The sequence below is a fragment of the Mycobacterium sp. AT1 genome (assembly GCF_002043095.1).
Taxonomy (GTDB): domain Bacteria; phylum Actinomycetota; class Actinomycetes; order Mycobacteriales; family Mycobacteriaceae; genus Mycobacterium.
The window spans coordinates 85,787-99,341 of sequence record NZ_MVOC01000018.1; the positions used below are offsets into that span (position 1 = coordinate 85,787).

A 13,555-nucleotide genomic window follows, 5' to 3' on the forward strand; every position below is an offset into this window, starting at 1 on the left:
GGGATGGTTCTGCAGCAAGCTGGGTCCAGCGACGCTTCCTCGGATGAATTCGACCACGTGCCGGAGGCTCCGTACACGGTCACCGCGCCCGTGCCGTATGCCCCCGGCGGGCCGCTGCGCAACCCGTTTCCGCCGATCGCGGACTACAGCTTCCTGTCCGACTGCGAGAACACCTGCCTGATCTCGTCGGCCGGTTCGGTCGAGTGGTTGTGCGTTCCGCGCCCGGATTCGCCGAGCGTGTTCGGCGCGATCCTGGACCGCGGGGCGGGCCACTTCCGGCTGGCGCCATACGGGGTGACGGTGCCGTCGGCCCGCCGTTACCTGCCGGGCAGCCTGATCATGGAGACGACGTGGCAGACGCACACGGGCTGGTTGATCGTGCGCGATGCCCTGGTGATGGGACCGTGGCACGACCTGGACACCCGCTCGCGGACGCACCGCCGCACCCCGATGGACTGGGACGCCGAGCACATCCTGCTGCGCACCGTGCGCTGCGTCAGCGGCGTGGTGGAGCTGGTGATGAGCTGCGAGCCGGCCTTCGACTACAACCGCGAGCCGGCGACGTGGGAGTACTCGGCACAGGCCTACGGCGAGGCGATCGCCCGCTCGAGCAAGAACCCGGAAGCGCACCCGACGCTGCGGTTGACCACCAACCTGCGGATCGGCCTCGAAGGCCACGAGGCGCGGGCGCGGACCCGACTCACCGAGGGCGACAACGTCTTCGTCGCGTTGAGCTGGTCCGGCCACCCGGCGCCGCAGACGTTCGAAGAGGCGTCGGACAAGATGTGGAAGACCAGCGAGTCGTGGCGGCAGTGGATCAACATCGGTGACTTCCCCGACCACCCGTGGCGGTCCTACCTTCAGCGCAGCGCGTTGACGCTGAAGGGGCTCACCTACTCCCCCACCGGCGCGCTGCTGGCGGCCAGCACCACGTCGTTGCCGGAAACCCCTCAGGGCGAACGCAATTGGGACTACCGCTACTCCTGGATCCGGGACTCGACGTTCGCGCTCTGGGGTTTGTACACACTCGGTCTCGACCGCGAAGCCGACGACTTCTTCTCGTTCATCGCCGACGTGTCGGGCGCCAACAACGGCGAGCGTCATCCACTGCAGGTGATGTACGGCGTCGGTGGCGAGCGCAGTCTCGTCGAGGAGGAGCTGCACCACCTGTCGGGCTACGACAACTCCCGGCCGGTGCGCATCGGCAACGGGGCCTACGACCAGATGCAGCACGACATTTGGGGTTCGATGCTGGACTCGGTGTACCTGCACGCCAAGTCGCGCGAGCAGATTCCCGAGACGCTGTGGCCGGTGCTCAAGCTTCAGGTCGAGGAGGCCATCAAGCATTGGCGTGAGCCCGACCGCGGCATCTGGGAGGTTCGCGGCGAGCCGCAGCACTTCACCTCGAGCAAGGTGATGTGTTGGGTGGCTTTGGACCGCGGCTCCAAGCTGGCGGATCTGCAGGGCGAGAAGAGTTATGCCCAACAGTGGCGGGTGATCGCCGAGGAGATCAAGGCCGACATCCTGGCCCACGGCGTTGACCACCGTGGCGCGCTCACGCAGCGCTATGGGCACGACGCGCTGGATGCGTCGCTGTTGCTGGTGCCGTTGGTGCGGTTCCTGCCGTCCGACGACCCTCGGGTGCGGGCCACGGTGCTGGCCATCGCCGACGAGCTCACCGAGGACGGCCTCGTCCTGCGCTACCGCACCGAGGAGACCGACGACGGTCTCTCCGGCGAGGAGGGCTCGTTCACGATCTGCTCGTTCTGGCTGGTGTCGGCGTTGGTGGAGATCGGCGAGATCAGCCGGGCGAAGCACCTGTGTGAACGGCTGCTGTCGTTCGCCAGCTCGCTGCATCTCTACGCCGAGGAGATCGAGCCGCGGACCGGACGCCACCTCGGTAACTTCCCGCAGGCGTTCACTCACTTGGCGTTGATCAACGCCGTGGTGCACGTGATTCGCGCCGAGGAGGAAGCCGACAGCACCGGGGTGTTCCAGCCCGCCAACGCCCCGATGTGACCTGAGTCAGGCGACGAGCGGCCGGCCGAGGGGCAGCGCGCGTCCCCCGGGGTCCCTCATCTCAGAAGTTCCGATGGTTGCGATCAGTCGGAAGTAATCCGCTAGAAGGGTGGCGGATCGTGGGACGCAGGGAGCGCGTCGGGGATGCCTCGCCGGGTGCGCGATTCGTGGTTGTGTCGGCGTTCTGCGGTGATCGCTCGGGCGCGGTCCTGGTCGCGCGAGCGGCGACGCCGCGGCATCATTGCGCCACGGTCACCGCACGTACGGCCCTCGCGTGCATCGAGGATGAGCGGCCCGGTTGGGACGCATAGTGACGGGAGGAGCAGCGCACTGCCCGGGGTGGTGACGTACCGCTGACCGCTCGGCGAAGTCCAGATCAGCGTCCCGTCGGTGAGTTGTTCGTCATCCCAGCCCCAGAACGTCTTGACGAGGTGATGGGTACGGCACTTACACGACAAGTTCGACGCGTGCGTGGGCCCGCCCTCGGCATACGGGACGACGTGGTCGACGTCGCACTTGGAGGCGGGGACGGAGCACCCTGGGAAGCGGCACGTCATGTCCCGGCATCGGACGAAGTCCGCCAACGACTGCGACGGGACGTAACCCGCCTCAGGCGGCGCGTCGCGCGGATGTACCAGCGGCCGCAGCCGGGCGGCCATTTTGAGTTCCGCGATCAGCTCCGGCGAGACGAGACCCTCGTAGCCAAGCATGGCCCCTGGAGCGGTGCCGGTTCCCGCGACGGTCGCCGCCTCGGCAACGACGTGGATGACCACCGCGCTGGCTGCGCGGCCCCCAGCCGGGCACTGCACCTGCCCGCACAGACAGCTCAGCCGGTCGCTGCCCGCGGCCATCGCACCGAACGCGTCCGCGCGCCGTTGAGCCACCGTGCGCGGGTCGGCATCACAGACTGTGCCTGCCAGCGCGGTGAGCCGCTCGTCGACGGCGTGTCCGTCGGGCGCGTGCACCGTGGCATTGATTTCGGCCAATCCGTTGTCGACGTCGCCGACGAACACCTCCCGCCCGGCGACCCGATCACGGCGTCGCCGGACCGCATCCGCGTCCCGTCGAGCTACGAATCGGTCTATGCGTGCGGACAATTGGCTGCGGTTCAACGACCCCCAACGTGGTGCAGCCAAGGCCAAATCGCGATCGACGGCGGCCAGCACGTCGTCGTCGACGATCAACCCGGTACGGAAGACACAGGCGCGAAAGGTGGCCTCGTCGATGTCGCCAGCGATCAAGGCCCGACCCAGGAGCGGCAGTTGTTCGCGCATGGCCCGGGCATAACGCATGTGACTTGCCGCCAGGCCCTGACTGATCGACAGCGCCGCCGCGATCTCGGCGACGACCGCGGCCTCTGCGTCGACGGCCCAATCCGCAGTCTCCGCGAACTGGACGCGCCGTTGAGCGAAGAGCTCGCCAATCGCGCTGAGACGCTCCCCCGCCGCGCACGCTTCGGCCCGCGCCGCGGAGCAGATCCGCTGCAGCAACGCCGACACGCCCCGTTCGCTCATGTGTTCGATTGTAGATGTGGGGTCCGACGCGCGGTCCGCGTCATCAGGGTGATGATCGTCAGATGACTTCCGAACCCCATCGCACCGACACCACCGACGGACTGGCCGCCCTCACTCCCGAACTCGAGCGGGTTGCCGAACTGCTTGGGGTGAAGTCCCTCCTGGTGATGCGCTCCGAACCCGACTCGATGGTCGTCGCGGCCACCGCCGGAGAGGCCACCAAGCACTACACCGTTGGCGCGGCAGGCAAGAAGGCCGGCGGCGACGACAGCCGGGTGCCGCTGTACTGCGAGCGCATCGTCGACACGGACGCCGACTTGTTCGTCCGCGACTCACGGGCCGATGAGACCTTCGCCGGGAACGAGGACGAAAAGGAGTTCGGCCTGCACAACTATCTGGGGCTCGCCGTTCACGATCCGGCCGGCAACGTGGTCGGCACGGTCTGCGTGCTGGACGACACCGCCCGCGACTACTCAGACGAACAGCGTCGGGAGCTCGAGCAGTTGCGCGGCGCGGTGGAGACCGTCGTCAGCCGCGACGACACCGCACTCGGCTAGCCGCTACGGGCCCGCGGGACTGAAGAGGATGCCGCCAAGCGTGACGATCGCGATGCCGACGGCGAGCACGATCCAGGGCCACCACTCACGCAACCAGGCCTGCTTGGTCATGGTGCGAGACTAATGACGATCAGAGTCCAGCAGGCTGACCGCGCCGCAAACGATCGCCGGGCCACGGTAGACGTTGGCCGCCAAATCAATGCGCTACAACGACTTTCGCGACGACGAGCGTCCCCCGCGGCCACCCCGACCGTTGCAATCACGCTGGTCGAAAGCTGTACAGCCGTGCCGCCAAGACGCTGCGTGGACTCGACTGGTTCGAAGCGCAATCGGTGCGCGGCCAGCTGAAGGACGGCCAGGTCGCGGCGGGCGAGGCAGGAGAACGCAATCCGCGCGGAGAGACCTAGAGCCGAGCCGCGTTCGCAATCATCGCGCTGACCATCGAGACGGCTTCGTCGTTGATGCCGAACGCACAGGCGATGGTCTCGACCGACAGGTTCGCCACCGCCGACATGGCGTGCTGGCACTCCCACCCGTCGGAGTCCTCCTGGGAGATCCGCTGCGTCACGACGTCGCCGTGGACGCGCACCTCGTCGATCAGCCAGATCGAGCTCGTCGCATCGTCGTCGACGGCCACCGAGAAGCCGCCGCAGCCACGCCAGGACGACGTCGACTTCTCGACGAAGTCGACGGCCAGCTGCTCGGTCGGATAGAGGACGGCGGTCTGCTCGGCCCAATGGGCGTTGCCGTCCTGCGGCTCCCGCGCGACCTGATCACGGACCGCCGTCCACTTGCTGGACCGATAGACCAATTCCTCGGCACCAAAGATCGAGCCGAGGCAGTCGGGGTCCGACACGGCGTCGGAGTTGTCGGACATCCGCTCACCGGAGAGGACGACTTCCATCTGCGTCGCACCGGCGATCCCGTTGAGCTGGGCGATGCTCAGCATCACGTCGTCGAGTTGCGATTCACGCAGCGGTTGGACGTTCGTCGGATTGGCGCCGACGTCACGCACGGCGACACCCTCCACGGTGCTCGCGCAGCCCGAGGCAACCACGGCCGTGGCAACCAGCACCACACACCGCCGAGCACATCGGATCACGACTCATTCTGACTTGTCGAGCATCGTTTCGGCGATACGCACTGCCCAGGCCCGTGGATCCGGCTGGCGTTCACCGGCCGGTGTGACGGCCAGCGAGACCTCGACCAGGGTGCCGTCGCGGACGCCGAGCGCACGCTCGTACCGGGTCTGGGTGCCGCCCGGACGTTGGCGGGTCCGAACGGTCGCGGAGACGACCGCGTCCTGCACGGTGACGTCCGTGACGGCCGCGTCGACCACCGCGTCGCCCACGTGCTTGACCACGGTGGTGCCCGAACACTGCTGCCATTGCCGCGCGAACGATGCGAACGCCTGGTGGGCGGCGGCCGGAGTGGCGAGCCGTACCACTGCCGCGTCGGCTCCGGAGGCGTCGACGCCTTCGTCCCAGTTGAAGTAACTCTGCCGGGCCGCCTCGACGACGGGCAGTGGCTCGTACACGATGCGCGGCGCGGTGTCGGTGACGGCGGCGCAGCGGATCGGCGAGGCTTCCGCATCGCTGCGATAGCCGTCGGGCAGGATCTCGACCCCACCGATGAAGGGCTGAAACCCGAAGGTGCTCAACGTGTTTCCGATGTCGGAGCTGATCTCGGCCTCGGTCGGCAGTACCTTCACCGCCGACGCCGCGGGCGTTGCCACCCCCGGCACCGTGTGCGCGCAGCCAGCCAGCAGCAGGACGACGAACACGGTGCCCGTCGACCGGCGCACTGGGGCTACTTCTTCGGTTTGTCGCTGGCGGCGTCCGACGACAGCGCCGCGACGAAGGCCTCCTGAGGCACCTCGACCCGGCCGATCGTCTTCATCCGCTTCTTGCCTTCCTTCTGCTTCTCGAGCAGTTTGCGCTTGCGGCTGATGTCACCGCCGTAGCACTTGCTGAGCACGTCCTTGCGGATGGCTCGAATGTTCTCGCGCGCAATGATTCTCGCGCCGATGGCAGCCTGGATGGGCACCTCGAACTGCTGACGGGGAATGAGTTCCTTCAGCTTGGTGGTCATCTTGTTGCCGTAGGCGGCGGCGCCGTCCTTGTGCACGATGGCACTGAACGCGTCGACTGCCTCACCCTGAAGCAGGATGTCGACCTTGACCAGGTCGGCTTCCTGCTCGCCTGCCTCTTCGTAGTCGAGGCTGGCATAGCCGCGGGTGCGTGACTTCAGCGAATCGAAGAAGTCGAAGATGATCTCGCCCAACGGCATCGTGTAGCGCAGCTCGACCCGCTCCGGCGACAGGTAGTCCATGCCGCCGAGCTCGCCGCGCCGCGCCTGGCACAGCTCCATGATGGTGCCGATGAACTCGCTCGGTGCGATGACGGTGGTCTTGACGATCGGTTCGAAGACCGAGCGGACCTTGCCCTCCTGCCAGTCCGACGGGTTCGTGACGATCAGCTCGGTCCCGTCGTCCTTCACCACCCGGTACACCACGTTCGGCGCGGTCGAGATCAGGTCGAGGTCGAACTCGCGCTCGAGGCGCTCGCGGGTGATCTCCATGTGCAGCAGGCCCAGGAATCCGCAGCGGAAGCCGAAGCCGAGCGCGACGGACGTCTCGGGCTCCCACACCAACGCGGCGTCGTTGAGCTGAAGACGTTCGAGGGCGTCGCGCAGGTTCGGGTAGTCCGAACCGTCCACCGGATACAGCCCCGAATAGACCATCGGCCTGGGTTCCCGGTAGCCGGTCAGCGCTTCGGTGGCACCGTTGCGGAACGAGGTCACCGTGTCGCCGACCTTCGATTGCCGGACGTCCTTGACGCCGGTGATCAGGTACCCGACCTCCCCGACGCCGAGACCGTCGCTTGGCTTGGGATCGGGTGAGACGATGCCGACTTCCAGCAGCTCGTGAGTGGTGCCGGTCGACATCATCTTGATCTTCTCGCGCGGCCGCAGCGAGCCGTCGACCACGCGCACGTAGGTGACCACGCCGCGGTAGATGTCGTATACCGAGTCGAAGATCATCGCCCTGGCGGGCGCGTCGGCGTCGCCAACCGGGGCGGGGACCAGCCGGACCACGGCGTCGAGCAGCTCGCGGACGCCGACGCCGGTCTTGCCGGAGACCCGCAGGACGTCCTCGGGCTCGCACCCGATGATGTGCGCGATCTCCCCGGCGTAGCGATCCGGGTCGGCGGCGGGCAGGTCGATCTTGTTCAGCACCGGGATGATCGTCAGCCCCCGGTCGAGCGCCAGGTACAGGTTGGCCAGCGTCTGCGCCTCGATGCCCTGGGCGGCGTCGACGAGCAGCACCGCGCCCTCGCAGGCCTCGAGCGCACGCGACACCTCGTAGGTGAAGTCGACGTGACCTGGGGTGTCGATCAGGTGCAGGACGAATTCGTCGTCCCCGACCTTCCACGGCAGCCGAACGTTCTGTGCCTTGATGGTGATGCCGCGCTCGCGCTCGATGTCCATCCGGTCGAGGTACTGGGCGCGCATGTCACGGTCGGCGACGACGCCGGTGATGCCGAGCATCCGGTCGGCCAGCGTCGACTTCCCGTGGTCGATGTGCGCGATGATGCAGAAGTTCCGAATCTGCGCCGGCGCAGTAAACGTCTTGTCGGCGAAGCTGCTGATGGGAATCTCCTGGTGAGGGTACGTGGCAGCGGCGCTGCGCTCGTTCAGGATATCGAGCCGGGACCTCATCGACACAATCGCGTTCGAGGCGGCTCACCTATGCTCGACCCCATGGCTCCTCAGTTGAGTCCGTGGCAGCGGATTGTGAAGACCACCGAAAGACTGGTGTTCGACGAGGCCCCGAGGATCATCCGCCAGTTGCAGAACCCCGAGACGGTGCCGCGCACCCTCGGCCAGGGCATCAGATTGGGCATCGACGTCGGTCTCAGTGTCATCGCCGCCACGCAGCCACCACCTCAGCAGGCGATCACCGCCGGCCGACCGGTCACGAAGAACAGTGCCCCCACCGCCCGTCGGGCACGCAAGATTGCCTACGACCCCGACCTCGACGGCCAGGCCGACCCTGGTGAGATCGTGTGGACGTGGGTCGCCTTCGAGGAGGATCCGTCCCGGGGCAAGGACCGGCCCGTGCTGGTGGTGGGCCGCGACAGCACGACGTTGCTTGGGCTGATGCTGTCCAGCCAGGAGCGTCACGGCGCGGATCGTGCCTGGGTCGCGATCGGCAGCGGCAGTTGGGATTACGAGGGCCGCGCCAGCTGGGTCAGGCTGGACCGCGTGCTGGACGTGCCCGAGGAGAGCATTCGCCGCGAGGGTGCCATTCTCGAGCGCGAGACCTTCGAGGTCGTCGCAACGCGGTTGCGGACCGACTACTCCTGGCGCTGACTAGCGCGCAGCCCGCCACATCGGGATCAAGGTGGGCCCGCCCGGCGGGGTGATCTCGCCGGTGATCTCGAAACCGAAGCGTTGGTAGTAGGGCACGTTGTCGGGCTTGCTCGACTCGAGGTACGCGGGTGCGTGCTCGGCGTCGCAGCGGTCCAGCCGCGAATTCATCAGCGCCTGCCCATACCCCTTGCCGCGGACGTCGGGATCAGTTCCGATGAACGCCAGATACCAATGCGGCTCCTCGGGGTGCGCCTTCTTCATCATCTCCTCGATGAGGAGGCCGCGCTGAAGCGACCGGCCGAACGCCCACATCAACCCGGGCATGGCCCGCAGTTCCTCCGCGCGCGTCGCCCGCCATGCGCCGGGCGGGGCCCACACCGCGGCGCCGCCGACCCCGCCGGCGCCGTCGGGCACGACCTCGACCCCGCCGTGGGCAAGGTGCTGATGGCTGGTCATCGAGGAGAACAGCTTGGGCAGCTTCCGCCTGCGCGCCTCCGCGTTGGGCAGCATCCAACACATCACGGGGTCGTCCAGGAAGGCCCTGCCCAGAGTCCTCGACAGGGCTCCGACGTCGGCGCGGGTCGCGGGTCGCGCGTGCACGCCGTCCATGCTCTCACCCCTGCGTGATGTAGGCCGCCAACTGTTCGCGCTCGGCCTGCAACTCCTCCATGCGGGTCTTCACCACGTCGCCGATGCTGACGATGCCCGCCAACCGGCCGTCCTCGAGGACGGGAACGTGGCGCACCCGGTGGGTCGTCATCACTGCGCTGAGCTCGTCGACCGAGTCGTCGGGTGAACACGTCACCAACTGGCTGGTCATGATGTCGGCGACCCGCCTTCGGAGGGCGTCCGCACCGTGGTCGTGGAGCATGCGCACGACGTCGCGTTCGGACACGATGCCGACCAGCCCCTCCGGGCCGACGACCACCATGGCTCCGACGTTGCGTCCGACCAAGCCGCTGATCAGGTCACTGACCAGGGTGTCCGGTGCGATGGACAGCACGCCGGCACCCTTGTTCTTCAACACGTCCGCGATGCGCATGCCGCCCCCTTGGTGACGTGGATCACACCAGGTTAGATCCGATGACCGACGGAACACAACGCCCACGGTGTCCGTTGCTATGCCACATGACCGAAACAGTGACACTCGGAGACGACCTGACCGTCAGCGCCATCGGTTTCGGCGCCATGGCGCTGACGCCGGTGTACGGCGCGGTCGACGACGCCGAATCGCTGGCGACGCTCAACCGCGCCCTCGACCTGGGAGTGACGTTCCTCGACACCGCGGACGTCTACGGCGGCGGCGCCAACGAGCGCCTCATCGCCGAACTGCTCTCCACCCGGCGCGACGAGGTCACCCTGGCCACCAAGTTCGGCATCGCGGGCAACCCGACCGATCCCGATGCGGGCGCGCCGACGTTCCGCGGTGACGCGGCCTACGTTCGCCAGAGCATCGACGCGAGCCTCGGTCGCCTCCGCACCGACGTCGTCGACCTCTACTACATGCATCGCCGCGACCTCACGGTGCCGATCGAGGAGACCGTCGGCGCGATGGCCGAGCTGGTCACCGCGGGCAAGGTCCGTCACCTCGGGCTGTCCGAGGTGACCGCCGACGAACTGAGGGCCGCCGTCGCCGTCCATCCCATTGCCGCGGTCCAGAGCGAATGGTCCATCTGGAGCCGGGACGTCGAACGCCAGGTGGTTCCGGCCGCCGCCGAGCTCGGCGTCGGTTTCGTTCCGTACTCGCCGCTGGGACAGGGCTTCCTCACCGGCACGGTGACCTCGGCAGCCGATCTGGGCGGGTCGGACTTTCGGCACAACCTCCCCCGTTTCTCCGCCGATGCCCTCGACGCCAACCTCGCTGTGGTCGAGGTGGTCCGCGCCGTCGCCGACGAACGCGAGGCCACCCCGGCCCAGATCGCCCTGGCGTGGCTGCGCTACCGGGCCGACGAGCTCGGCGTGGCGTCCGCCCCGATCCCCGGCACCCGAAGGGCGGCCCGCGTTGAGGAGAACTTCGACTCGCTCGACGTCGCCCTCAGCGACGGTCAACTCGCGAGGCTGGACTCCGCGGTGGCCGCGGTGTCTGGCGATCGATTCGCCGATCTGACATTCGTGTCGGCCGGCCGCGAGTGACCCGTCAGTCCTCGGCCGGTCGCATTCTGCGGAGAGCGACGGCCAGGTCGTCGAACGCCCCGGCTTGGGCCCGGATCCGGTCGATGTCGCTGGGCCGCTTGAGAAGTCCGCGAACCGCGAGGGTGGCGACCTGCTCGCCAACGCGCACTGCGTCGGCGGTGCGGTCGCCAGGATCGGCGTGCAACCGGGTGCGCTTCTGGGCACCTTCGTCGAAGTTCAACAGCAACTCCGCGGTCTGCACCCTGTCACAGTCGACGAACCTGCCCTCGCCGATGCCCGCTCCGATCAGGTCGACGACCCATTGGGTGAGCCGCTCGTAGTCCGTCCAGAACTGATGAAAGTCGGCGCGCTGCCGGTGTGCGATGCGTTGTATCTCGTTGAAGTCGATCGGTGACAGCGCGAGCTGCATGGTGTCGAAGCGCAGCAGTCGGTAGAGCTTCACCGCTGGCGAACCGGACCCCGCACCCACCTCGGCGATGAAGTCCAGCGGCGCCCGGTTGACGGCAAGCGTCTCCTGCAGCAGCTGCTCCTTGTTGCGGAACCAGTAGTACAGCGATGACTGCTGCAGACCCGCCGCGCGAGCGACGTCGCTCATCGTCGTCTGCGCATAACCCTTCTCCGAGAACAGCTTCGTGGCGGCGTCGACGATTCCGGCGCGCGGCGCCCTGCGCCGTGGCGTCGACACGGCTAGCTCAGCGGGGCGCGCTCGCGGTGCGCGCGTCGAACCATCTCCGTGGCCGCGTCGACCACGTCCCGCCACAACCGGACCCCGAACTCCGCCGAGGCCCGCGACGGGTGTCCGGTGACCCCGTTGGTCGACACCTGCGCGAGCGCATAGCGGAAGACGGTGCCCGCGGTGCGGTCCGGATCGTCGGCCCCGGCCAGCGCGTCGAAGTCGACCAGTTCGGGCCGCAGCGCCATGACCAACGACGTCTCGGCGGCGTTCGCGTGCCAGTCCACGGCGTCAGCCGTTGCGTGCCCGGCGATTTCGGGGGTCAGCTCCCACCACTGCATGACGCCGATGCGTCCGTCGGGAAACTCCCGACGGAATTCGTCGCACACGATCCACAGCGCTGCCGCATTGCCGACGTGTCCGTTGACGAACAGCAGCCGCTTCACCCCGGAGGCCACGCACGCCCGGGCGACGCGGAGCGCGGCCGCCGCGGTCTCGGTGCCGCTGGCGGCGACGGTTCCCGCCAACGTCGTGCCGTGAAAGAAACTGGCGCCATACGCAATCGGGGGCAGCACGACCGCGAGGTCACCTGCGGCGGCGTCGGCGAGAGCGGCGGCGATGATCGTGTCGGTCCCGATCGGCAGATGGGGACCGTGCTGCTCGGTGGCTCCCACGGGGATCAGCCCGACGCAGTCGGGATCGGCCGCGACCCGACGCGCGAGTTCGGTCGACGTCAACTCCTCCCAGCGGTGGCTCACCCGATCACCAGAACCTCAGGTAGCGATCGGTCTCCCAGGACGACACGTGCGCAGTGTAGGAGTCCCACTCCGCCCGCTTCTCGCTGACGTAGGAGTCGAACATCGCGTCACCGAACACCTTGCGCACCAACGGGTCCGACTCGAGAGCGTCGACCGCCTCGCCGAGCGAGCGCGGCAGCCAGCCGATGCCGCGCTCGGCGAGCTCGCTCTCGGACACGTCGTAGAGGTTGTCGCGGTTCGGTTCACCGGGATCGAGTCCCTCCCGGATTCCCTCCAGCCCCGCGGCAAGCACCAGCGCGGCACCGAGATACGGGTTGCTGGCACTGTCTGCGGCCCGGCACTCGACGCGCCCACCGCCCCTGGGGATGCGCAGCATGTTGGTGCGGTTGTTGTCGCCGTAGCAAGCGAAGATGGGCGCCCAGGTGAGGCCGGACATGCTGCCCTGCTTTACCAGTCGCTTGTAGCTGTTGACCGTGGGCGCGATCACCGCGCAGATCGCCGAGGCGTGGCGCAGCACACCCGCGGTGAACTGGTAACCGAGAGTGGACAGTCCGCACCCGCGGGGGTCGTCTTCCTCGTCGAAGAGGTTGACCCCGGCGGAGTCGGCGAGTGACATGTTGTAGTGGGCGCCGCTGCCCGTCCGGTCGGCGAACGGCTTCGGCATCCACGACGCGAACAAGCCGTGCTTACGGGCGATCTCGCCGACCATCATGCGGAAGAAGACCAGCCGGTCCGCCATCGTGACGGCGTCGGTGTAGGTGAAGTCGGTCTCGAACTGGCCGTTGCCGTCCTCGTGGTCGAACGAGTAGACGTCCCAACCGAGTTCGTTCATGGCCGAGACGATCTCGTCCACGACCCCGTAATTGTGCAGCATCGTGCGCAGGTCGTAGCACGGCTTGGCCAGGTCGTCGTCGAGACTGGCTGGCTGCGGTACGCCGGCCCGGTCGTCGGTGAGCAGGAAGAACTCCGTCTCGATCCCCAGGTTGAAGGTGTAGCCCAGCGTCGCGGCGTCGGCGGTGACCCGCTTGAGTATCTGCCTGCTGCACGCCTCGAACGGAGTGTCCCCGACCCAGAGATCCCCAGGGAACCAAGCGATCTCACGGTTGAATGGAGCGACGATGGCGGCGTCGAGGTCGGGATGGGGTGCGACCTCGTCGTCGTTGACGTCCTGCGGCACGCCGTCCAGGGCGGCGCCGGTGAACATCTCCGACCCACGGGCGGCCTGGTCGAGGTGGTTGAGCGGCACCATCTTCGCCTTCGGCTTGCCGTGCACGTCGACGAAGCTGATGGCCGCGTACTTCACGCCTGCCGCGCCGAGTCGTTCGGCGACCTCGGCGGTCCGTCCAGTGAGCGTGGTGACGATGGTTCCTCCTCGTTCCGTGATGACGGTCTTGACGCTATGGGTCGACTGTTGCCGAGCTGTTTCGCCGCGGTAAATGAGGTATCGAAGATCTTCAGCCACTCGTCCCAGCCAAATGGCACGTCAGACGAGTCCTGGCACTCTCAGTCAATGGGTTATCGAAAACC

14 protein-coding genes are annotated in these 13,555 nt (G+C 67.7%); 5 read left to right on the forward strand and 9 right to left on the reverse strand.

From position 1 onward, the window contains the following. Nucleotides 1–3 precede the first annotated feature (3 nt). On the forward strand, nt 4–2,019 hold the full coding sequence (locus tag B1790_RS10025; protein ID WP_079923059.1) for a glycoside hydrolase family 15 protein: 2,016 nt from the start codon (nt 4–6) through the stop codon (nt 2,017–2,019). Nucleotides 2,020–2,120: 101 nt separating this feature from the next. Here B1790_RS10025 and B1790_RS10030 read toward each other — a convergent pair whose 3' ends face one another. Next, nucleotides 2,121–3,533: an HNH endonuclease signature motif containing protein gene (locus B1790_RS10030; RefSeq protein ID WP_079923060.1), complete on the reverse strand. Its 1,413-nt coding sequence runs from the start codon at nt 3,531–3,533 to the stop codon at nt 2,121–2,123. 62 nt (nt 3,534–3,595) lie between these two features. Here B1790_RS10030 and B1790_RS10035 point away from each other — a divergent pair, with 62 nt between their 5' ends. Beyond that, nucleotides 3,596–4,090: a GAF domain-containing protein gene (locus B1790_RS10035; protein WP_079923061.1), complete on the forward strand. Its 495-nt coding sequence runs from the start codon at nt 3,596–3,598 to the stop codon at nt 4,088–4,090. Between the two features lie 275 nt (nt 4,091–4,365). Continuing rightward, entirely contained in the window at nt 4,366–4,497 is a 132-nt protein-coding gene (locus B1790_RS35835) for a dodecin domain-containing protein (protein WP_142271224.1), read from the forward strand. On the opposite strand, the gene B1790_RS10040 is transcribed toward B1790_RS35835, so the two are convergent. Genes B1790_RS10040 through lepA form a run of 3 tightly spaced genes read right to left on the reverse strand, consistent with a single transcriptional unit; the run spans nt 4,494 to nt 7,810 of the window. After that, entirely contained in the window at nt 4,494–5,165 is a 672-nt protein-coding gene (locus tag B1790_RS10040) for a sensor domain-containing protein (protein ID WP_233165043.1), read from the reverse strand. The genes B1790_RS35835 and B1790_RS10040 overlap by 4 nt on opposite strands. Nucleotides 5,166–5,195: 30 nt before the next feature. Beyond that, nucleotides 5,196–5,894, reverse strand: coding sequence for a sensor domain-containing protein (locus B1790_RS10045; protein WP_079923063.1), 699 nt, complete (start codon nt 5,892–5,894; stop codon nt 5,196–5,198). Nucleotides 5,895–5,899: 5 nt separating this feature from the next. Continuing rightward, a complete protein-coding gene (gene lepA, locus B1790_RS10050) occupies nt 5,900–7,810 on the reverse strand; it encodes a translation elongation factor 4 (protein ID WP_079923064.1) in 1,911 nt (636 codons plus the stop codon). 42 nt (nt 7,811–7,852) lie between these two features. Between lepA and B1790_RS10055 the strand changes: the two genes are divergently transcribed. Beyond that, on the forward strand, nt 7,853–8,464 hold the full coding sequence (locus B1790_RS10055) for a type II toxin-antitoxin system PemK/MazF family toxin (RefSeq protein ID WP_369832326.1): 612 nt from the start codon (nt 7,853–7,855) through the stop codon (nt 8,462–8,464). On the opposite strand, the gene B1790_RS10060 is transcribed toward B1790_RS10055, so the two are convergent. Then, entirely contained in the window at nt 8,465–9,073 is a 609-nt protein-coding gene (locus B1790_RS10060; protein WP_079923066.1) for a GNAT family N-acetyltransferase, read from the reverse strand. It lies immediately after the preceding gene. A gap of 4 nt (nt 9,074–9,077) precedes the next feature. Beyond that, nucleotides 9,078–9,506: a CBS domain-containing protein gene (locus B1790_RS10065; RefSeq protein ID WP_079923067.1), complete on the reverse strand. Its 429-nt coding sequence runs from the start codon at nt 9,504–9,506 to the stop codon at nt 9,078–9,080. Nucleotides 9,507–9,592: 86 nt separating this feature from the next. On the opposite strand from B1790_RS10065, the gene B1790_RS10070 reads away from it, so the two are divergent. After that, a complete protein-coding gene (locus tag B1790_RS10070) occupies nt 9,593–10,597 on the forward strand; it encodes an aldo/keto reductase (RefSeq protein WP_079923068.1) in 1,005 nt (334 codons plus the stop codon). Between the two features lie 4 nt (nt 10,598–10,601). Here B1790_RS10070 and B1790_RS10075 read toward each other — a convergent pair whose 3' ends face one another. From B1790_RS10075 to glnT, 3 genes are read right to left on the reverse strand one after another with little or no spacing between them, the layout of a single operon-like run. Next, on the reverse strand, nt 10,602–11,282 hold the full coding sequence (locus B1790_RS10075; RefSeq protein ID WP_233165044.1) for a TetR/AcrR family transcriptional regulator: 681 nt from the start codon (nt 11,280–11,282) through the stop codon (nt 10,602–10,604). 2 nt (nt 11,283–11,284) lie between these two features. Then, nucleotides 11,285–12,028: a creatininase family protein gene (locus tag B1790_RS10080; protein WP_079923070.1), complete on the reverse strand. Its 744-nt coding sequence runs from the start codon at nt 12,026–12,028 to the stop codon at nt 11,285–11,287. Nucleotides 12,029–12,032: 4 nt separating this feature from the next. Then, nucleotides 12,033–13,391: a type III glutamate--ammonia ligase gene (gene glnT / locus B1790_RS10085; protein WP_079923117.1), complete on the reverse strand. Its 1,359-nt coding sequence runs from the start codon at nt 13,389–13,391 to the stop codon at nt 12,033–12,035. Nucleotides 13,392–13,555 lie beyond the last annotated feature (164 nt).

Coding starts and splice junctions, on each gene's coding strand:
- B1790_RS10060 (WP_079923066.1), bottom strand. CDS start 9,073: ATGGACGGCGTGCACGCGCGACCCGCGACCCGCGCCGACGTCGGAGCC.
- B1790_RS10035 (WP_079923061.1), top strand. CDS start 3,596: ATGACTTCCGAACCCCATCGCACCGACACCACCGACGGACTGGCCGCC.
- B1790_RS10055 (WP_369832326.1), top strand. CDS start 7,853: ATGGCTCCTCAGTTGAGTCCGTGGCAGCGGATTGTGAAGACCACCGAA.
- B1790_RS10030 (WP_079923060.1), bottom strand. CDS start 3,533: ATGAGCGAACGGGGCGTGTCGGCGTTGCTGCAGCGGATCTGCTCCGCG.
- B1790_RS10065 (WP_079923067.1), bottom strand. CDS start 9,506: ATGCGCATCGCGGACGTGTTGAAGAACAAGGGTGCCGGCGTGCTGTCC.
- B1790_RS10070 (WP_079923068.1), top strand. CDS start 9,593: ATGACCGAAACAGTGACACTCGGAGACGACCTGACCGTCAGCGCCATC.
- lepA (WP_079923064.1), bottom strand. CDS start 7,810: ATGAGGTCCCGGCTCGATATCCTGAACGAGCGCAGCGCCGCTGCCACG.
- B1790_RS10025 (WP_079923059.1), top strand. CDS start 4: ATGGTTCTGCAGCAAGCTGGGTCCAGCGACGCTTCCTCGGATGAATTC.